This is a genomic window from Flavobacterium sp. CFBP9031 (genome assembly GCF_034044945.1).
In the GTDB taxonomy this organism is placed as follows: Bacteria; Bacteroidota; Bacteroidia; order Flavobacteriales; family Flavobacteriaceae; genus Flavobacterium.
The window spans coordinates 127,821-147,468 of sequence record NZ_JAXCWF010000003.1 but is presented as its reverse complement, the minus strand read 5'-3'; the positions used below and the strand labels follow the sequence as shown (position 1 = coordinate 147,468).

At 33.3% G+C, this 19,648-nt stretch carries 18 protein-coding genes and 2 tRNA genes; 9 read left to right on the top strand and 11 right to left on the bottom strand.

The features are described 5' to 3' along the window. Positions 1-243: 243 nt before the first annotated feature. The 7 genes from SOM12_RS06345 to SOM12_RS06315 all read right to left on the bottom strand — a co-directional run bounded on the left by SOM12_RS06345 (position 244) and on the right by SOM12_RS06315 (position 6,348). Positions 244-807 (bottom strand): phosphatase PAP2 family protein, encoded by a 564-nt coding sequence (locus SOM12_RS06345; protein WP_320492797.1) that lies wholly within the window; start codon positions 805-807, stop codon positions 244-246. Then, positions 807-1,154 carry a Sec-independent protein translocase subunit TatA/TatB gene (locus tag SOM12_RS06340; protein WP_095928562.1) on the bottom strand — a complete coding sequence of 116 codons (348 nt, stop codon included), beginning with the start codon at positions 1,152-1,154 and terminating at the stop codon, positions 807-809. Before SOM12_RS06340 ends, SOM12_RS06345 begins: the two co-directional genes overlap by 1 nt. Positions 1,155-1,307: 153 nt before the next feature. After that, positions 1,308-3,551 carry a M1 family metallopeptidase gene (locus tag SOM12_RS06335; RefSeq protein WP_320492796.1) on the bottom strand — a complete coding sequence of 748 codons (2,244 nt, stop codon included), beginning with the start codon at positions 3,549-3,551 and terminating at the stop codon, positions 1,308-1,310. A gap of 66 nt (positions 3,552-3,617) precedes the next feature. Continuing rightward, positions 3,618-4,124: a DUF6702 family protein gene (locus SOM12_RS06330; protein WP_320492795.1), complete on the bottom strand. Its 507-nt coding sequence runs from the start codon at positions 4,122-4,124 to the stop codon at positions 3,618-3,620. Continuing rightward, positions 4,121-4,876, bottom strand: a complete 756-nt coding sequence (locus tag SOM12_RS06325; RefSeq protein WP_320492794.1) for a hypothetical protein — start codon at positions 4,874-4,876, stop codon at positions 4,121-4,123. The genes SOM12_RS06330 and SOM12_RS06325 overlap by 4 nt, the downstream gene beginning before the upstream one ends. After that, positions 4,866-5,519: a carboxypeptidase-like regulatory domain-containing protein gene (locus tag SOM12_RS06320; protein ID WP_320492793.1), complete on the bottom strand. Its 654-nt coding sequence runs from the start codon at positions 5,517-5,519 to the stop codon at positions 4,866-4,868. Before SOM12_RS06320 ends, SOM12_RS06325 begins: the two co-directional genes overlap by 11 nt. A gap of 61 nt (positions 5,520-5,580) precedes the next feature. Then, entirely contained in the window at positions 5,581-6,348 is a 768-nt protein-coding gene (locus SOM12_RS06315) for a carboxypeptidase-like regulatory domain-containing protein (protein WP_095928558.1), read from the bottom strand. Between the two features lie 164 nt (positions 6,349-6,512). On the opposite strand from SOM12_RS06315, the gene pepE reads away from it, so the two are divergent. Beyond that, positions 6,513-7,220: a dipeptidase PepE gene (pepE, locus tag SOM12_RS06310; RefSeq protein ID WP_320492792.1), complete on the top strand. Its 708-nt coding sequence runs from the start codon at positions 6,513-6,515 to the stop codon at positions 7,218-7,220. Positions 7,221-7,388: 168 nt separating this feature from the next. On the opposite strand, the gene SOM12_RS06305 is transcribed toward pepE, so the two are convergent. After that, positions 7,389-7,461 (bottom strand) — tRNA-Gly (locus tag SOM12_RS06305). A gap of 98 nt (positions 7,462-7,559) precedes the next feature. Then, positions 7,560-7,632, bottom strand: a tRNA-Gly gene (locus tag SOM12_RS06300). Between the two features lie 135 nt (positions 7,633-7,767). Here SOM12_RS06300 and SOM12_RS06295 point away from each other — a divergent pair. Both SOM12_RS06295 and SOM12_RS06290 read left to right on the top strand, forming a co-directional pair. Beyond that, positions 7,768-8,205 (top strand): GNAT family N-acetyltransferase, encoded by a 438-nt coding sequence (locus tag SOM12_RS06295; RefSeq protein ID WP_320492791.1) that lies wholly within the window; start codon positions 7,768-7,770, stop codon positions 8,203-8,205. 1 nt (position 8,206) lies between these two features. Then, positions 8,207-9,790, top strand: a complete 1,584-nt coding sequence (locus tag SOM12_RS06290; RefSeq protein WP_320492790.1) for a L,D-transpeptidase family protein — start codon at positions 8,207-8,209, stop codon at positions 9,788-9,790. Here the strand turns inward: SOM12_RS06290 and SOM12_RS06285 are convergent. Further along, positions 9,779-10,504, bottom strand: coding sequence for a murein L,D-transpeptidase catalytic domain family protein (locus SOM12_RS06285; protein WP_320492789.1), 726 nt, complete (start codon positions 10,502-10,504; stop codon positions 9,779-9,781). The two genes, SOM12_RS06290 and SOM12_RS06285, sit on opposite strands and share 12 nt — an antisense overlap. A gap of 301 nt (positions 10,505-10,805) precedes the next feature. On the opposite strand from SOM12_RS06285, the gene SOM12_RS06280 reads away from it, so the two are divergent. The 3 genes from SOM12_RS06280 to SOM12_RS06270 all read left to right on the top strand — a co-directional run bounded on the left by SOM12_RS06280 (position 10,806) and on the right by SOM12_RS06270 (position 15,880). After that, positions 10,806-13,235 (top strand): DUF5916 domain-containing protein, encoded by a 2,430-nt coding sequence (locus tag SOM12_RS06280; protein ID WP_320492788.1) that lies wholly within the window; start codon positions 10,806-10,808, stop codon positions 13,233-13,235. A gap of 141 nt (positions 13,236-13,376) precedes the next feature. Then, positions 13,377-14,894, top strand: coding sequence for a 2,3-bisphosphoglycerate-independent phosphoglycerate mutase (gene gpmI, locus SOM12_RS06275; RefSeq protein WP_320492787.1), 1,518 nt, complete (start codon positions 13,377-13,379; stop codon positions 14,892-14,894). Positions 14,895-15,253: 359 nt separating this feature from the next. Further along, the gene (locus tag SOM12_RS06270; RefSeq protein WP_320492786.1) at positions 15,254-15,880 is read left to right on the top strand and encodes a hypothetical protein; all 627 of its coding nucleotides are present in this window, start codon (positions 15,254-15,256) and stop codon (positions 15,878-15,880) included. 148 nt (positions 15,881-16,028) lie between these two features. Here the strand turns inward: SOM12_RS06270 and SOM12_RS06265 are convergent, their stop codons facing one another. Beyond that, positions 16,029-17,282, bottom strand: coding sequence for a DUF445 domain-containing protein (locus tag SOM12_RS06265; protein WP_320492785.1), 1,254 nt, complete (start codon positions 17,280-17,282; stop codon positions 16,029-16,031). 236 nt (positions 17,283-17,518) lie between these two features. Here SOM12_RS06265 and map point away from each other — a divergent pair, with 236 nt between their 5' ends. The 3 genes from map (at position 17,519) to SOM12_RS06250 (ending at position 19,633) form a co-directional block, all read left to right on the top strand. Continuing rightward, positions 17,519-18,337 (top strand): type I methionyl aminopeptidase, encoded by an 819-nt coding sequence (map, locus tag SOM12_RS06260; RefSeq protein WP_095928550.1) that lies wholly within the window; start codon positions 17,519-17,521, stop codon positions 18,335-18,337. A gap of 67 nt (positions 18,338-18,404) precedes the next feature. Next, a complete protein-coding gene (locus SOM12_RS06255) occupies positions 18,405-18,779 on the top strand; it encodes a GxxExxY protein (protein ID WP_095928549.1) in 375 nt (124 codons plus the stop codon). Positions 18,780-18,859: 80 nt separating this feature from the next. After that, a complete protein-coding gene (locus SOM12_RS06250) occupies positions 18,860-19,633 on the top strand; it encodes a class I SAM-dependent methyltransferase (protein ID WP_008467221.1) in 774 nt (257 codons plus the stop codon). Positions 19,634-19,648 lie beyond the last annotated feature (15 nt).

Sequence of the window (19,648 nt, the reverse complement as noted above, 5' to 3'; positions counted from 1 at the left end):
TAAGATTCTGAGAAGCTAAGATTCTAAGATACTAAGTTTTACACTAATTACCCATAAAAAAACCTCCAGCTAAAGCTGGAGGCAATTTATAATATATATCTTTAAACCTTAGTATCTTAGAACCTCAGCTTCTCAGAATCTTAGTATCTCAGAATCTTAGAACCTCAGCATCTTAGAACCTCAGCATCTTTAAAAAAACCTTAGTATCTCAGTATCTTAGAACCTTAGCATCTTAAAAAAAATCTATCCTGGAAAATACTGCGGTTTCAGTTTTCTGTAAACTAAATAAAGTAAAAATCCGAATAGTGCTCCGAAGAAATATCCCGTAAGGATATCACCTGGAAAATGCAATCCTAAATAAATTCGGCTGTAAGCAAATATTAAAGGCCAAAGAAATATGAATCCGAAATATTTGAAATAGCGTTTTAAAATCAAAAACAAGAAAGCTGCAACCGCCATAGTGTTAGCAGCATGTCCAGAGAAAAAGCTATACGATTTTCTAACCTGAACAACTCTAATAATTGTATTTACTTCTGGATCATTGCATGGTCTCAAACGCTGAAAAGTGTGTTTAAATAAATTGCAGGTCTGATCTGTAAAAGCAATTAGAACAGCTATAAAAAGCAACAAATACAGGGTTTGTTTTCCTCCTATTTTTTTATAAATAAGATAGAATAGTAATAGAAAAAATGGCGTCCAATACAACTGATTGGTAATAATAAGCCATAATTTGTCGTATGTTTCAGAACCTAATCCGTTAAGAAAGATTAAAAGATCTTTATCTAATTCCTGTATTTTTTCAAGCATTACATTTGGCGTTTAATAGGTCCAGAAAGAGTATCAATATCTTCTTTTACTTTTTCGATTTCAGCTGTAGTGTCTCCTAAAAGGTTTCCAGTATCTCCAAGCAAATTAGATTTTGCATTATCAATTTCTGCGTTGATATTTCCAGTAATATCATTCAAAGATTTCGCGTCAAGACCATTAGCCTCTGCTCCTTTTTGAATTTCACTTTTAATATCATTAGTTGCATTTTTTAACTGAGCCATAGCCTTTCCCATTGTACGTGCAATTTCAGGCACTTTATCAGAACCAAAAAGCATTAGCACTATAAACAGTATGAAAACTAATTCTCCTCCTCCTATACCAAACATAACTTTTATTTTTGTTGTCGCAAAGATATTAAACTTTTCAGGTTAGAGTTTTAAAATTAACTTAAAAAGTCCTTGAAAATACATTTAGTTAAAATAAAAAAGCTCATCAAGCTTTTATAAACCTGATGAGCATTTTATTAATTTCTATTTTATTTAGTCAAATTTTGACTTTGTTTCTGCTTTTGGCCAAGAGTTATTGGTCACATCAATATCTGCTGTTAGCAATTGTGGATCAATTTGAATGCTCTTAATTGCTTTTGTAGTAGCATATACTTTTTTAGCTGTCTCGTTACTTTTTCTCCAGATTTGTGCTGGATATTTGTAATTATCTTTAGAACCATCTTCATAAGTAATCTCAACTAAGATAGGCATAATCATTCCGCCTGGTTTGTTAAATTCTACTTCATAGAAGTATTTAGGAGATTTAATAGAAGCTTTTTCTTCAGCAGTAAAAGTCTGATCTACGTAATCTGCCAAAGACTTGAAATCTTGCACTTTTAAAGCTTTTTTCTTAGAATCGTTTACTTCTGCATTATCTCCAGAAACTAAGTAAACAAAAGGTCCTTTTTCAAAACCAAAACGTCCTTTTCTAACTTTTACATCTTTTATATCTGTAGTTGGCGTATCTGAAACGTAATATTGTTTTACGTCTTTAATTCCGATATCTACAAAATCTGTTGAGTAGAACCATCCTCTCCAGAACCAATCCAAATCTACTGCCGAAGCATCTTCCATTGTTCTAAAGAAATCTTCTGGTGTTGGGTGCTTAAACTTCCATCTGTTTGCATACGTTCTGAATGCGTGATCAAACAATTCTCTTCCCATAACTACTTCTCTCAAAATATTAAGACCTGTAGCTGGTTTTCCGTAAGCGTTATTTCCAAATTGGTGAATAGTCTCAGAGTTTGACATAATTGGCTCTAAAAACTTTTGGTCACCGCTCATGTAAGGAACGATATTTTTTGCTGGTCCCCTTCTTGAAGGGAAATTTGGATCTAATTCCTGCTCTGCCAGATATTCTAAAAATGAATTCAAACCTTCATCCATCCAAGTCCATTGACGCTCATCTGAGTTTACAATCATTGGGAAGAAAGTGTGTCCCACTTCGTGAATAATAACACCAATCATTCCGTTTTTAACTTCTCTACTTGTCACTCCATTTTCATCAGGACGACCGTAATTCCAACAAATCATTGGATATTCCATACCTTGATCTTCTGCCGAAACAGAAACTGCTTTTGGATAAGGATAATCAAAAGTATGAGAAGAATAGCTTTTTAAAGTATGCGCTACAACCATTGTAGAAGTTTCTCCCCACAGTGGGTTTGCTTCTTTTGGATAAACAGATTCTGCCATAACTGTTCTGTTTCCAATTTTCACAGCCATTGCATCGTAAATGAATTTTCTAGAAGAAGCAATTCCGAAATCTCGAACATTTTTTGCACTAAATTTCCATGTTTTTTTCTTTTCAGAAAAACCTTTTTCAGCAGCTTCTGCTTCTGCCTGCGTTACAATAACAACAGGTTTGTCGAATGATTTTTGAGCTTGCTCGTATCGTTTAACTTGTTCAGCAGTAAAGACTTCGCTTCTATTCATTAATTCACCAGTTGCATCGATAACGTGATCTGCAGGAACTGTAATATTTACATCAAAGTTTCCGAAAGGAAGAGCAAACTCTCCGCTTCCCCAGAACTGCATGTTCTGCCACCCTTCAACATCGTTGTAAACTGCCATTCTTGGATAGAATTGTGCGATTACATATAATTTATTTCCGTCTTTCTCGAATAATTCATATCCTGAACGACCGCCTTCTTTTCTGTAGTTATTGATATTGTACCACCATTTTATAGAAAAAGAAATTTTTTCTCCTGGTTTTAAAGGCGAAGTCAAATTAATACGCATCATGGTTTCGTTGATCGTATAAGACAATGCACTTCCTTTAGCATCTTTAACTTGTTCAATATTAAAACCGCGCTCTAAATCTTTTTTCAAATATTTAGAAGAAAAACCATCCAATGGAAGAACTTGACTTATTTTGTCACTTTCCGCTAATGAAGATTGGGTATTTGCTTTTGCTTGATTTTGATCTAATTGTACCCATAAATACTCCAGACTATCTGGTGAATTATTAGTGTAGGTAATAGTTTCAGATCCGCTTAATTTTGAATTTTTATCATCCAATTCAACATCAATTTTGTAATCTGCTTGCTGTTGGTAATAAGCAGGCCCTGGAGCTCCAGAAGCCGTACGAAACATATTTGGTGTTGCCAGCAAATCGTACATTTGGCTAAACTTGTTCGTATCGTACTTTCCCTGTTGTTTGGTTGGTGTGGTTGTTGCTTTATCCTGCGCCACTAACATTGCAGGAAAAAGTAATAATAATGAAAGTTTTTTCATAAAATTTTAATGGTAATTTCTTTAGGCTGTGAAAATAGTAATTAAAACATTAATTTTACCAATACATTAATATTTTAACAATTCTTTCCTTGAAGATTCTGTAAAAAGAACACTTCTTTTCGTATCAAATGCTGAAATATGTGTAATGTTTTGCTGTTCTGAATTCCAATCTACCAAAATCGTATTTGAAATTTCAAGTGTTTTAAACTTATCTATATCCTTAATTCTGGAATAACAGACCAAAACATCATCAGCTTCGACTTCTTTGGATAAAAAATTTATTGCTTTTGATTGCCCGTTTACTTTAATCAGAAAGTGCTCTGATAAATATTTTTTTAATAATTCAACATCTGCCGGAGTTTCCTTGCTTGTACCAACAAATGTCTTTTTGTGATACTTTTTCTCCATTGCATTATTCAAATCATCAATAAAAATGCGTGAAGTAATTTGCAGCATTTTCTTTTCTGCCGCATAATTTACCTGAAAAACACCAACATAAAATTTATGAAAAGCAAATGCCGAAGACAATACAAACAAAACTCCCAGCAAAGGGAAAACTAACTTTTTTTTCATTTTTGAGTAGCCTCAGCTTTCTTAAATTCTTTATTCTTATTAATCATAAAATCCATTAACTGAAACTTCTGATCTGGATCTACTAAGTCTTTAGAATGCGGATCGTTTGAGCAATACATTAAGAAAAGCTCTACTTCATCATCTTTCAGATTAAGCGTTTTAGAATAAAAATCTTTTGTAAAATTATCTTTAGCGTATTCTACAAAAGCAATATCTGTAACTTCTTCCTCTCTTACTTCGTCTTTTTTACTCAAAAGTTTTTTGACATCTTTAAATATTCGAACAAAATCAGTTCCGTACTTTATAGTCTGATCAGAAAGCATTGCATTGTTTTTTGCAGTAGACTGTTGATCGTCTTCAAACTGCATATCTACATATTTCTGCGAACCGCCTTGTAACGCTTTTACTTTTAATTCTTTATGAACAACAACTTCTTTAAGCTGATTATTAACTAAATCTAATTTTACTTTTAAAAGGATCTCAGCACAATCTTTTTCGGTTAAAACTATTTTTTTTGATTGAAATGTAAGGCCTGAGAATAATAAAGTATCTTTTGGCTGTGCAACAATATCAAATAAACCGCCAGAACCAATAAATGTCCTAACATTAGCATTAATATTCATTACATAACCACTTTCTATGGCTAAAAAATCATTTATAACCTGACCGTGTAATGGTTTCCTGAAACCGTTTTGTCCTAATACAATTTGACAAAATAAGCATACAACGAGTACTCCTAATTTATTTTTCATTTTCGAGAATTGTTAGATATTTTCTTGCTAGATCTGTGATTAAAAACATACTCATTGTTTTGTTTTTGATATTCAAAGATACAGCAAAATCAGCATCATCCACACAAAATAATTGAAATCCTTTAATATCATCAACTGGAATTTTCAATCTATCTGTATAATAATTCTCCTCAAAAAGGTATTCCAATTTTCTAAAAAGCGCTTCTTTTTTCTCTACATTAACCTCTTTTTTCAGCATCGAAGTTCGTCCCGAAATCGCATTTAACAACTTATCTACAGAAGTCGAATTTGCAGTATAAAGTTTTCGTTCTGCAGGCGTATATTTTTTTTGCCCGTACGGAATAATTCCTAAATTCTCAGCCGTTATATTCGCATTTTCATTGACAATCACTTCTTTTAACTCCACTTCCTTAGCCGTCATTTTTATAACCAAAGAACTAACAGTCAAATCTTCTGCCGATATTCTTCGCTTAACAGGCTCTAAGTTTACAGCAGAAAAAACCAAAACGTCTCCTTCATGCACTGCAATCGAAAAATTACCATCAGAATCTGAAACCGTAGCAGCTTGTGTAGCATTATTTATAATATTAACACCTTCAATCGAGGTCGACTGTTCTTGCACTCTTCCCACTAATAACTTCAAATCTGTTTTTTGCCCAAAACCAACCTGAACAAAAAAAAGAAAAACAATAATCGATATAATCTTATTTACCCTCACCAGCAATCATTTCTTTATATTTTACAGCCAATTCTCCTAAAAGAAATTCTGTAGAAGTTTTATTTTTAGAGTTCAATATCACCGTAAACTTATCATTTTCTATCGCATAATATTCAAATCCCTTTACATAATCTGCCGGAATTTTTAATCGGTCAATAAAATGATCCAGACTAAACATGTTTTCTAGAAGCCTCATGAAAAATTCCTTTTTCTCAACCGCAACTTCTTTCTTAAGCATAGCTGTTCTTCCTGAAAAGAAATTCAGCAACGGATCTGCAGAAATAGAACCGCCGGCCATTGATCCCGCATTTGCAGTAGCATTTAACGCAGTCGCCGTCTGCAATTTACGTTCCGCTGCAGTATATTTCTTTTGCCCCATAGGAATTATCCCCAAACTTTCGGCATTAATATTATCATACCGTTTTACCACAACCTCTTGCAATTGATACATAATCATAGTAAGATTAACGGCAAAATTAAGATTTGAAAAATCTTCTTGTTTCAGCATCACTCTTTTTTCTTTAAAACTTATTGAAGAAAAAACCAGAACATCAGTTGGTTTTGCTAAGATTGAAAAAGATCCAGACGCATTTGTTGTTACTGTTTCTTCTGTTTGCGCATTGATCACATAAATACCTTCCAAATCTAAAGTGCTCGAAACCACTTTTCCATTCAAAACGGAACGATCTTCACTTTGAGACCAACAAACCTGGCCCGCGACCACAATTAAAAAACAAGTAATTTTCTGAAACAAAATAAAATAAATTAGAAATATTCTTAAAACGGTAAAAATATCTCAAGTCCTTCCAAATTTAATACTAATGACTTCGTAAAAATATGTTAATTAAACCATTAAAAACTTAGACAAAAACAGAGTTTTTAATATCTTTAACAAACAAAATTTGAGTCTAAAAAATCATGAAAAGCGTTATTATTGCAAGCACCTCTACTTTACACGGAGGCAACTACTTAGAATATATTTTACCTACTTTAAAAACACATTTTAAAAACTGTAAAACCATCTTATTTATTCCGTATGCGCGTCCTGGCGGAATTTCGCATGATGAGTATACCCAAAAAGCTGCGGAAGCTTTTGCGAGCATCAACATTGATGTTAAAGGAATTCATGAATTTGAAAATCCGCAAGATGCTGTAAAAAATGCGGAAGGAATTTTCACAGGTGGAGGCAACACGTTTTTACTGGTTACCCAGCTTTATAAAAATAATATTATGCAGTTACTTTCTGAAACTGTAAAAAATGGAACGCCTTATTTAGGATCAAGCGCAGGAAGCAATATTTGCGGTTTGTCAATGCAAACTACGAATGACATGCCTATTATTTATCCTCCAAGCTTTCAGACTTTAGGATTAATTCCATTCAACTTAAACCCGCATTATCTGGATGCCGATTTGCAATCTAAACACATGGGAGAAACTCGCGAAACAAGAATTAAAGAATTTCATGCATTCAATTCGATTCCGGTTTTGGGCTTAAGAGAAGGAAGCTGGCTTGAAGTAAAAGGCGAAAAAATTACTTTGAAAGGTTCTTTATCTGCGAGATTGTTTAGACAAAATCAAGAAGCGCAAGAATTAGAACCAGAAAGCGACTTAAGCGATTTAAAGTAAAATCCAATTTTAAAATTCCAAATTCCAAAATTAAGTCAACATAAGGAATACAGAATTGGAATTTGGACCCGAGCGATAGCGAACAGGCGAAGCAATTTTAAAAATATTTAGAATTTAGGCTTAGTCTAAAAACAAAAAAGCCTCAAACAATGTTTGAGGCTTTTGAAGAGCGAAAGACGAGGCTCGAACTCGCGACAACCAGCTTGGAAGGCTGGAGCTCTACCAACTGAGCTACTTTCGCATTAACCGGGTGCAAATTTAAAAATTTTAATTTTAAAAACAAATAAAAATCAAAAATTTTATTTTCACAAAAACAAAACTAATAAGTTTGTTTTCTAGAGCGAAAGACGAGGCTCGAACTCGCGACAACCAGCTTGGAAGGCTGGAGCTCTACCAACTGAGCTACTTTCGCATTGGTTGTGCAAATATAGAAAGAAAGTTCAGTTAAAAACAAGCTTTTCGGCAAAAAAAATTAATAAAAAACAACAATTATTTATAACTGATTTAAAATTAAAAAGTTATAAATACAATATTTTTAAAAAAAATCATGATCACAATTAAAGAAATTACGTCAAAAGAAACTTTCGCTGTTCGCCAACCTGTATTAAGAAAAGGAAAACCTATCGAAAGTTGCGTGTTTGAAGGCGATGATTTAGAGTCTACTCATCATTTTGGTTTATTTGAGGATAAAGATTTAATAGGAATTATTTCATTATTTGACAAAATCAACACTATATTTGCCGCACAAAATCAGGCGCAAATTCGTGGGATGGCGGTTTTAGATACCCATCAAAAAAAGGGGTTTGGAGAGGCTTTGGTAAAACATTGCGAAACCTATTGCAATGAAAATCAAGTGGATCTGATTTGGTTCAATGCAAGAACAGCCGCCGTAGGCTTTTATCAAAAAATGAACTACCAAACAGTAGGTGAATCGTTTGATATTAAAGATGTTGGCGAACATTATTTGATGTTTAAAAAATTATAATATGAAAAAAATCTACTTTTTAGTAGTAATATGTATTCTTGTGGGCTGCAAAAAAGAGCGCCCCGAAATCACACCCATTGTCAAAAAAAAGGTGCCAGCAATTATACTTACTGATGAGAGAAAAGTTGAAATAGATACTGCAACGATAAATGTTTTTAAAAGCGAAACGTTGAAACAATTCTATATTGCATCTGAAAACCAAACGGTTTGGGGAAATCTTAAAAAGAGAGCTTTTGTTTTATTACAATTAGAAAAATCTGAAGAACTAGGCTTAGAGCCAGAAGATTACAAAATATCTCAGCTTAAAAAATTTGAAAGCAAAGTGACTACACTTAGCGATAAAGATTTGGCCGCTTATGACATTTTACTGACTTATAATTTTGAGAAATATCTAAATCATATATATAAAGGAAAGCTAGACCCTAAAAAATTATATACCAATTGGGATTTGGACGCGAAGGAATTTGATGTAAATTCTGTTTTAATTAAAGGATTCAACAAAAACAAATTGGACAGCGTTGTTGAAAACATTCAGCCTAAAACACAAATTTACAAAGAGTTGCTAAAAGCACTTGAAATCATAAACACTTTTCCAGATGACCATGTAAAAACGATTGAAGCTGCTGATAAAATCGTTTTAAACGATACTAATCCTGCTTTAATAAACATCAAAAAAAGGCTTTTGTATTGGAACTATATGTCAGGAAAAGACAGCCTTACAACAATTTACAATCAAAAAACTTTTGAAGCCGTTAAAAGATTTCAAGAAAGACATGGCTTAGCTTCTGACGGCGTTATCGGAGTAGGAACTATCCGCGCTTTAAACTATTCTAAAGAAAGCAGAAAAAAACAGATAATTGCCAATTTGGAGCGCTGGAGATGGTATCCGTCAGAATTGGCTGAAAATTATTTCATTATTAATATTCCCGATTACAGCTTAAACGTTGTTGAAAGTCAGGACACGACTTTGGTTCGAAATGTTGTGGTAGGAACTAGTAAAAGAAGAACACCTATTATTACTTCGTTTTTAAAAACGGTTGTTTTTAATCCAACTTGGACTGTTCCTCCAACGATCTTAAAAGAAGATGTCGTTCCAGCAATGAAAAGAAACCGAAATTATCTAGCCAATAAAAATATTACGATTTATGATACTTCTGGAAAGGTAGTTTCTCCAATGGCATGGAATGAAAACAAACCTAATAATTATCGTTACGTACAAAGCCCTGGTTCTGATAATTCGTTGGGATTAATGAAAATTTTGTTCCCAAACCATCACAGTGTTTACCTGCATGATACCAATCACCGTGGTATTTTTGGACGTAATAATCGTTCTATGAGTTCTGGATGTGTGCGTGTTGAAAATCCATTAGAACTAGCACAACACATATTAGATGTTGATGGAAACTGGCCTCAAGACAGAATCGACACAATTATTGCAAGCAAAACAACGATGAGCTTTAAGATTACCAAAAAATATGCTTTATATCAATGGTATTGGACGGCATGGAGCAAAAAAAATCAGCTCATTTTCAGAGCTGATATTTATGATTTAGATTCGGATTTATATGATCAATTAAGAAATTAACCTCTCCTCCATCGAAAAGCTTCTAGATGGATGATAGATATATAAACACGATTTGTCTTTTATTAATTGAATAATTTCATTTGTCAATTCAACCGGAACTGCAGGACAGCCTTGACTTCTGCCTAATCTTTTATGATCTCTGATGAAAGATTCAGATACATAGTCTGCACCGTGCATTACAACACCTCTTTCGCGAGCATTGTCGTTTACGCCATTTTCTAGGCCATCTAAACGAAGTGAAGCACCATGTTTTCCTTGATAGATTTCGCCAGTTGCATAAAATCCTAAACTACTTTTAAATGAAGAATTAAGATTTGAAAATGCTGAAGCAAATTCTTCACCCGTATTTCTTCCGTGAGCTACAAGCGAATTAAACAAAATGGTATTGCTAGTCAAATCAATCACCCACAAACGTTTGGAGTTTGATGACAAACTAAAATCAATCAGTGTTAAGATATTTTTCTTAATCACTCCTTTTTCTTTCAACAAATAAAATCCTTTTAAAGCTTCCGAGAAAGTTTTAAGTTCGGGCATTTTAAAGTTGTTTGAATTTAATGAATTATAAACGCTCTCGATTTTAGAATCTACTGTAACTTTTTCGACTTTAGCAATCGCTTTTACAGTGGCATTTTTTTTAAGGTCGGGTGTGCTTTTTGAATCTTTTCCAAAAGACAACAGCAAAAACACAAATAGCGGATAAATTTTGTAAATCATTGAATTTCTTTAGGTTAAACAAAAAATTTGGGTATCGCAAAAATATAAAAAAATCACGCCTTGCAAAATACAAGCCTGATTTTCAGGCCTTTTTTACTTAAACTTTAACATTATTAACATAAAAATGCTTTTTCTGTAAGATTTTGCCTTACAGAAAAAATCACAACATTTTGGCCTATTTCTTAAAAAAAATGAAACAAAAATGGAAATCTTGAAACAAAAACTGTAACAAGTAGAACAAAATAGAGTCTATTGCTACTATAAAAAATACATTTGCATTTTATTTCGCATCAAAAAACCAATGAAAAAAATTCTATTCTTCTGTTTTCTAATATGCTCTGTATGGAGTTATGGCCAGAAAAAATCAATTCAGGCACAAGTAACTTCGCACACTATTTCTATTGATGGAAAACTAGATGAACCTGCTTGGGAAAATGTACCAGTTGCTACAGACTTTATCATGCTGGAGCCAGACAATGGAAAAGCTATTCCGCATGAAAAACGTACAGAAGTAAAAGTCCTATATAATAATGACGCCATTTATATTGCCGCAATGATGTACGATGATGAGCCTTCTAAAATTTTAAAGGAAATCTCTCAGCGTGATAATTTTGGAACGGCAGATCTATTTGGTGTTTTTATAAACGGCTTCAATGACGGACAACAGGACTTTATGTTTTACGTTTCTGCGGCCGATGTTCAAGGCGATTGTATCATGACCGATGCAAATGGTGAAGATTATTCTTGGGATGCGGTTTGGATCAGTAAAGCCGCTATGGCAGAAAATGGATGGGTGGTTGAGATGAAAATTCCGTACTCGGCGTTGCGTTTTTCAGGAGAAAACAAACAAATTTGGGGAATCAATTTCTTTAGAGAAATTAAACGTGACCGTTATAAATATACTTGGAATTTTGTCGACAGAAAGATTGGCACTTTTACACAACAAGCTGGAACATTGGAAGGAATTGAAAACATCAAACCTCCTACTCGATTGTTCTTTATGCCTTATGCATCGTATTATTTAAATGCTGCCGAGGGACAAAAAACATACGGAACAATTAAAGGCGGAATGGATATCAAATATGGTATAACAGATGCTTTTACAGTTGATGCTATTTTAATTCCAGATTTTGGACAGACAAAATATGACGATCAGATCTTAAATCTTGGCCCTTTTGAACAACAGTTTAACGAAAATAGAGCATTCTTTACAGAAGGAACAGATTTGTTTAGTAAAGGAAATATTTTCTATTCTAGAAGAATTGGTGGCACTCCATCGATCGATCCATCATTAAATGAAAATGAAGAAATTACCGAATTGCCCGCCGCAGTAAATTTAGTTAACGCTTTAAAATTATCAGGAAGAACAAAAAACGGACTTGGAATTGGGGTTTTAAATGCTGTTACAGAAAAAACTTTTGCCACCATAAAAAATACCGAAAACGGCGAAACGAGACAAGTAATTGTAGAGCCGCTCACCAATTATAATGTATTGGTTTTGGATCAGCGTTTTAGAAAAAACTCATCGGTTACTTTTATCAATACCAATGTAACTCGAAATGGCCATACTAGAGATGCAAATGTTACTGGTCTGGCTTGGGATTTAAATACAAAAGCCAATACTTATAGTTTATTTGGAAACGTAAAATACAGCCACATTAATGATCTTCAAGATAAAAATGGCTTTTATTCTACTGTAAGTTTAGCCGAAACCAGTGGAAATTACAGATATAGCATAGGTTCTGATTTTGTTACGAAAGATTATGATCCGAATGATCTTGGGATTAATTTCTATACCAATTATTACAACTTTTACGGAAATGCCAATTATAGAATTCTAAATCCAACTAAACGTTTTAATACATTTAGAATCAATTATAATATGTATACCGAATTCAACAAAGAATCTGGAAAACTGCAGGACAATAGTGTAAATGCGAACTTAAATCTAACTACCGTAAAAAATAATTACTACGGAACCGGAATCACTTTTTATCCTATAGAAATTAATGATTATTACGAACCGCGTGCCGACAACAGATATGTAATAATTCCGCGAAAAATAGAAACTTGGGGAAGTATTTCAACCAATTACAATCATAAATTTGCGATTGACCTAAATGGAACACTGAATGTGTTTGATGAGTCTGAACGCATTACGTACGGCTTTGATATTGGCCCGAGATATCGTTTCAGTGATAAACTTTTACTGACTTATTTCTTTAGTTATTTAAGAAAAAACAACAATAAAGGCTACATCGATCAGATTGATGCTGACGATAATGATGCCACCCCAAACGATATCATTTTTGCAAACCGAAACGTCATTACGTATTCTAACACTTTAGGGGGAAAATATGCCATAAACAGCGCAATGACTATAAATCTAGCGGTTCGCCAATATTGGTCTTATGCAGACAATAAAGATATTCTGACTTTAGAATCAAACGGAAATCTTAGTCCGTATCCACAATATACAGACAACAAAAATTCAAGTTTCTATTCTTGGAATGCCGATTTATCTTATTCTTGGTGGTTTGCACCTGGAAGTCAGCTTTCGGCCCTGTATCGAAATAATGCAGCTAATTTTGAACGAGTTATTGATAAAGATTACAGACACAATGTGGCAGGATTATTAAATAATGATGCCCTAAAACATATCTTTTCTATAAGTGTCAAATACTTTATTGACTATAATGCCGTCAAAAATAAAGTCAGAAAAAGAGCTTAGCGTGAATTAATTTTAAAAAATAAAGGCTTCTTTAATTAAATCAATATTTTTTTTTATAGTTCATTTTATTAAATATAAATGTAACATTCCTAAGGTTTCAAACTTTAGAAATGCCTTATATTTGTAGAAAACAAAAATGTAATGAACAAGAAAGTTATCCTTATGATTTTAGATGGTTGGGGAAAATCTCCTGACCCTAAAGTATCTGCAATAGACAATGCAAATGTTCCTTTTATAAACAGTCTATACAAAAATTACCCAAGCGCTCAACTTAGAACTGACGGATTAAATGTTGGTCTTCCAGAAGGACAAATGGGAAATAGCGAAGTTGGACACATGAATCTTGGTGCTGGAAGAATTGTATACCAAGATTTAGCCAAAATAAATTTAGCTGTAGAACACAAAACTTTAGCAAAAGAGCAAGTTTTAATTGATGCTTTTACTTACGCTAAAGACAACAATAAAAAAGTACACTTTTTAGGATTAGTTTCAGATGGTGGTGTTCACTCACATACTTCACACCTTCGCGGATTAATCGATGCTTCTCAAGAATACGGTTTAGATCAGGTTTACATTCACGCTTTTACAGACGGACGTGACGTTGACCCTAAATCGGGAGGAAAATACATTCACGATTTAGAAGAATATATTAAAGATACTCCAGTAAAAATTGCTTCTATTATCGGTCGTTATTATGCAATGGATCGCGACAAACGTTGGGAACGTGTAAAATTAGCTTACGATTTAGTGGTAAATGGTATGGGAACTCCATCAACGAACGCTGTTGCAAGTGTTCTGGACAGCTATTCAAAAGACGTAACAGACGAATTTATCGAACCAGTTGTTATTGTTGACGCAAATGCAAAACCTCTTGCTACAATTGTTGAAGGCGATGTTGTAATCTTCTTTAATTTTAGAACAGATAGAGGACGTGAACTTACTGAAGCGCTTTCTCAGCAAGATTTCCACGAGCAAAACATGCACAAACTAAACCTATATTATGTAACATTGACCAACTACGACGAAACGTACCAAAACGTAAAAGTAGTTTACAATAAAGATAATATCACTGAAACACTTGGTGAGGTTTTAGAAAAAGCAGGCAAAAAACAAATCAGAATTGCGGAGACTGAGAAATATCCTCACGTAACATTCTTCTTTTCTGGTGGTAGAGAAATTCCTTTTGAAGGTGAATCAAGAATCTTAAGAAACTCTCCAAAAGTAGCAACTTATGATTTGAAACCAGAAATGAGCGCTTATGAATTGGCTGATGCTCTTGTTCCGGAATTGAACAAAGGCGAAGTTGATTTCGTTTGTTTAAACTTCGCAAATGGCGATATGGTTGGGCACACAGGAATTATGGAAGCTGCAATTAAAGCTTGTGAAGCTGTTGACGCTTGCGCGAAAAAAGTTATCGATGCTGCTCTTGCAAATGATTACACAACAATTGTAATTGCCGATCACGGAAACTGCGAAACCATGATTAATCCTGATGGTTCTCCCAATACGGCTCACACAACAAACCCAGTGCCGATTATTTTAGTTGACAAACAATTAAAAAGCATTCAAGACGGTGTGTTAGGTGATATCGCTCCAACAATTTTAGAATTAATGGGAGTTCAGCAGCCAAATGCTATGACTTGTCATTCGCTTTTGTAGAAAATTTAAAACCATAAAAGTGATATAAGTTCATTTAAACGGAACTTAAAAAAATCTCGCAAAGACGCTAAGTCGCAAAGAATATTAAACTTTGCGTCTCTGCGTCTTTGCGAGAACTATTTTATACATACTCTTATTATCATCCTGAGCGAAGTCGAAGGCTTATGAAACGTAAATGGGCTTCGACTTCGCTTAGCCTGACAATCGTATACTTGGAAATATTTTTTATCAAACAATAAAATAATGATAAATCTGCTCCACTCCATAAATAATAAGTCCAATAACTCCACCAACCAAAGTATCATTAACTTTAATTCAAAAGAAAAATCTTACTTTTGTTTTAATTTAATTATCTTAAAATGAAAAAGGAAATTTTAAACAGAATAGAACAGTTAGGTGGAAATATCAAAAATGTAAAAGGTAATTCGTTATTAGAAGATTTACAATCAATAACTTTTGATTCTGTTTTATATCAACGCCCAAAGGATACTCCTTGGGCAACTGCAGAACAACAAGAACCAATTAATGGAATTGGGGATTTTATCGACGAAAACGAATCTCTTTTTAAAGAAAACAAAGACGCTTTTTACGATAAAATCATTCAAAAATATTTTAGATTAACAGAAGAAGGATTTGGGCAAATGTTTTGGCAAGCTTACCCTTTTACTCCATTCAAAGTAGGCACGGAAGATTATGAAGAATGGAATGATGAATTTATAGATGAAGAAACTGATTTAAGTGAAATCATAAAAGTTACAAATGATTCAAAACCAGATTTCATTTTACTTGTTACAAACTACGGTTTTCCCGATAATTTTTATATTACTTTATCTGACCCACAACCTGAAAATCCAACTTTATTTGGTACAGATCATGAAGTCTTTTTCAGAGAAGTTACTAACGAAGGAAATCTAGAAGATTTCATGAATACTTTTATGACAAAAGAAGAGCTTTTGGAAATTATAAAAAAGAAAATTGAAAGTTAAATAACCGAATTTTTCTTCATATTGTCATTTCGACGAAGAAGAAATCACAATAGAAATTCCGCAAAGTATGTCGCTAATCTTTGTCGAGTTACTTGCGGAGATTTCTCCTTCGTCGAAATGACAAAACTGTGCGCACTTCTTGATAATCTTAGACAATAAAATAATGATAAATCTGCTCCACTCCATAAATAATAAGCCCAATAACTCCACCAACTAAAGTTCCGTTGATTCTGATGTATTGAAGATCTTTTCCTATTTCCAATTCTAATTTTTCTGAGACTTCTTTCCCATCCCAACTTTTTACGGTTGAAGAAATCAAATCTCCAATTACTTTTTTATTATTTAAAAGGACCGATAACAAATCATTTTTTATAAAACTGTTGATTTTATCAATCATAACAGGATCTTCCTTAATTCCGTTTCCGAAAGTTTGAACTAAATTTGAAATGCTATTTTTTATGGAAGAATCATCGCCTTTGTTCAAATCGTTTGTAATAGACAATTTTATTTCATCCCAAATTCCGTTGATGTAATCTTGAACTTCTTTTTTTCCAACGAAACCTAAAATCATATCATTGATTTTAATTCTCATTTCTTCGGAGTTTTTTACTTTCTCCAAAAAATTAAAAATATATTCGTCAATTTTTAAACGAACTGCACTTTCAGGCTTTTTAGCTTCATTTAAAAAATCCTGCAAACCATTAAAAACACCTTCTGTGATGCTTTTATCTGCCAATCCGAAACTTAAAAGCGGAGTCGAAGCTTTTACTTTTTGCCTGATTAAATCTTTATTATTGGTCAATTCGGCACTCATAACTCCGAGAAGATTAGTCAGCATTTGATTTTTTAATTCTCCTTTTTGCAAAGGTTCCAAAGCAACAGCAACCCAATTTCCGAAATTAATTCCTTCTATTTTTTCTTTAAATTGAACCTGAATAAATCTTTTGACATCTTCGTCTTTAATAGTTCGTAAAATTCCGGGAATAATATTTACGGCAACAACATTTGCTATTTTATTAGCATTTTCTTCGTTTGAAATCCAATCTGAGGCTTTAACAGCAAAATTAAATTCGTCCAATTTAACCTCCATTTTTTCGCGATTCAGAAATTCTTCAGAAACAAAATTTCCAAGGTTTTCTCCTATTTCATTTTTCTTGGTCGGAATAATCGCTGTGTGCCAAATCGGGATTCCCATCGGATGACGAAAAAGTGCCACAACCGCAAACCAATCGGCAATTCCGCCAACCATTGCCGCCTCACTAAAAGCCTGAAGTATTGGAATTTTAAAATAAATGGCAATTATAAAAAGAAGCACCGCAAAACCCAAAAGCGACAAAGCAGTTGCTTTCATTTTCTTTAATGCTTTTACTTTAGCTATATCTTGATCAGTTGAAATTTCCATAAATATAAATATTTGCACTACTAATTTATGGCTTTTTTCTGAAAGCCTCACGAGTTATTAGCCACGAATTCACGAATTATATCAAAACTTCACCTTTAAATTCTTTATTAATGAAGTTTGTGAAATTCGATTTTTAAGATTTTTATTTGAGATAATTTGTGAATTCGTGGCGAAAAAAAATTACATAAAAAATGAGATAAAAATTGTACTTTTGCGAACTGAAAAATGGAAAAAATATGATTATCCAAAAAACTAGAGAGGAAATCGAATTGATGCGCGAAAGTGCTTTAATCGTATCAAAAACATTAGGAATGATTGCTTCTGAAATTAAAGAAGGAGTAACTACATTATATCTTGACAAATTAGCCGAAGAATTTATTCGCGATCATGGCGCAGTTCCAAGTTTCCTTGGATTGTATGATTTCCCGAATTCGCTTTGCATGAGTCCAAACGCTCAAGTTGTTCACGGTATTCCTAATAATACACCTCTTAAAAATGGTGACGTTATTTCGGTTGACTGTGGCGCATTCAAAAATGGTTTCCACGGAGACCACGCTTACAGTTTCGAAATTGGAGAAGTTGCACCGGAAGTTAAAAAACTTTTGCGCGTAACTAAAGAATCTCTTTACGTTGGAATTAGAGAATTTAAAGCCGGAAATCGTGTAGAAGATGTTGGAAATGCGATTCAAAAATATACTGAAGCTCACGGTTACGGAGTAGTTCGTGAATTGGTTGGACATGGTGTTGGGCAAAAAATGCACGAAGAACCAGAAATGCCAAATTACGGAAAACGCGGACGCGGAAAGCTTTTTGTAGAAGGAATGGTTGTAGCAATCGAACCTATGATCAACATGGGAACTAGAAACATCAAACAACTTAAAGATGGCTGGACAATCTTGACTGCAGACGGAAAACCTAGTGCACATTTTGAGCACGATGTAGCTTTAATTGATGGAAAACCTGAGTTACTGTCAACTTTCAAATACATCTACAAAGCCCTTGGAATTGAGAGCAACGAAGAAGATGAATTTAGACAAGTTCCTTTGGTATTATAACACAAATTTCACAAATTAACACGAAATAATATTTTGTCGAGATTTCACTGAAATGAAAGAATGAAGAATGAGTGAATTATATTTAAAAGAGGAATCCTATAAAATTATTGGGATTTGTATGGAAGTCCATAAAATTCTAGGAAAAGGACATAATGAAAAGGTTTATGGTGATGCTTTAGAATATGAATTTAAACGAAATGAAATTCCTTATAATCGAGAATTAAGATATAATATCGCTTATAAAGACATTATATTGCCGAGTTACTATTTTGCAGATTTTGTGATTTTCGATGAAATTATTTTAGAACTTAAAGCAATTACATCATTAACAACAAGCGAGATAAAACAAACATTAAATTATTTGGCTGCATCAAAAAACAAACTTGGTTTATTAGTCAATTTTGGAGAAGACAGCCTTAAATACAAAAGAATAATATTATAACCCAAATCAAAGTTCGTGAAATTTCACCACAACGATAATTAGTGTCAATTTGTGAAATTCGTGTTCAAATTTATTTAACTGTGAAAAAACTTTTCAAATTAGTTTTAAATACAATCCCGCGTCCTTTATTAATTCGTTTGAGTTATGTGGCGCGTCCAATTTTAGCTTTCTCTTTAAAAGGAGATAAATTTACAGATCCGATTGACGGAAAAAGCTTTAAATCGTTTTTGCCTTACGGATACGGAAAACAGCGTAATAATGTGCTTTCGCCAAGTACGCTTTCTTTAGAAAGACACCGTTTACTTTGGCTGTATTTAAATGATCAGACTGATTTTTTTACAGCACCAAAAAAAGTATTGCATTTTGCTCCGGAACAAGCTTTTTACAAAAGATTTCGCAAGCAGAAAAACTTAGATTATACAACAACTGACTTACTTTCGCCATTGGCCGATGTAAAAGCAGACATCTGTAATTTACCTTTTAAGGATAACGAATATGACGTTATTTTATGCAATCACGTTTTAGAGCACATTCCAGACGACACAAAAGCAATGCAGGAATTATACCGTGTTTTAAAACCAGGCGGAATGGCAATTTTACAGATTCCTCAGGATTTATCTCGCGAAGTTACATTTGCTGATGATTCGATTACAGACCAGAAAGAACGCGCAAAAATCTTCGGACAATATGATCACGTACGTGTTTACGGACGCGATTATTTCGATAAATTAAGAAGCATTGGATTTATTGTTATCGAAGAAGATTATACAAATAAAATTGCACCAGAATTGGTTGAGAAATACTGTTTAGCCAAAGGCGAAATTATTCCGCTTTGCTTTAAACAGGAAAACTAATTTTTCACCATATAA

Bases quoted from the DNA above. Each gene is read 5' to 3' on its own strand.
- SOM12_RS06345 (WP_320492797.1), bottom strand. From the start codon at position 807: ATGCTTGAAAAAATACAGGAATTAGATAAAGATCTTTTAATCTTTCTT.
- SOM12_RS06340 (WP_095928562.1), bottom strand. From the start codon at position 1,154: ATGTTTGGTATAGGAGGAGGAGAATTAGTTTTCATACTGTTTATAGTG.
- SOM12_RS06335 (WP_320492796.1), bottom strand. From the start codon at position 3,551: ATGAAAAAACTTTCATTATTATTACTTTTTCCTGCAATGTTAGTGGCG.
- SOM12_RS06330 (WP_320492795.1), bottom strand. From the start codon at position 4,124: ATGAAAAAAAAGTTAGTTTTCCCTTTGCTGGGAGTTTTGTTTGTATTG.
- SOM12_RS06325 (WP_320492794.1), bottom strand. From the start codon at position 4,876: ATGAAAAATAAATTAGGAGTACTCGTTGTATGCTTATTTTGTCAAATT.
- pepE (WP_320492792.1), top strand. From the start codon at position 6,513: ATGAAAAGCGTTATTATTGCAAGCACCTCTACTTTACACGGAGGCAAC.
- SOM12_RS06295 (WP_320492791.1), top strand. From the start codon at position 7,768: ATGATCACAATTAAAGAAATTACGTCAAAAGAAACTTTCGCTGTTCGC.
- SOM12_RS06290 (WP_320492790.1), top strand. From the start codon at position 8,207: ATGAAAAAAATCTACTTTTTAGTAGTAATATGTATTCTTGTGGGCTGC.
- SOM12_RS06285 (WP_320492789.1), bottom strand. From the start codon at position 10,504: ATGATTTACAAAATTTATCCGCTATTTGTGTTTTTGCTGTTGTCTTTT.
- SOM12_RS06280 (WP_320492788.1), top strand. From the start codon at position 10,806: ATGAAAAAAATTCTATTCTTCTGTTTTCTAATATGCTCTGTATGGAGT.
- gpmI (WP_320492787.1), top strand. From the start codon at position 13,377: ATGAACAAGAAAGTTATCCTTATGATTTTAGATGGTTGGGGAAAATCT.
- SOM12_RS06270 (WP_320492786.1), top strand. From the start codon at position 15,254: ATGAAAAAGGAAATTTTAAACAGAATAGAACAGTTAGGTGGAAATATC.
- SOM12_RS06265 (WP_320492785.1), bottom strand. From the start codon at position 17,282: ATGGAAATTTCAACTGATCAAGATATAGCTAAAGTAAAAGCATTAAAG.
- map (WP_095928550.1), top strand. From the start codon at position 17,519: ATGATTATCCAAAAAACTAGAGAGGAAATCGAATTGATGCGCGAAAGT.
- SOM12_RS06255 (WP_095928549.1), top strand. From the start codon at position 18,405: ATGAGTGAATTATATTTAAAAGAGGAATCCTATAAAATTATTGGGATT.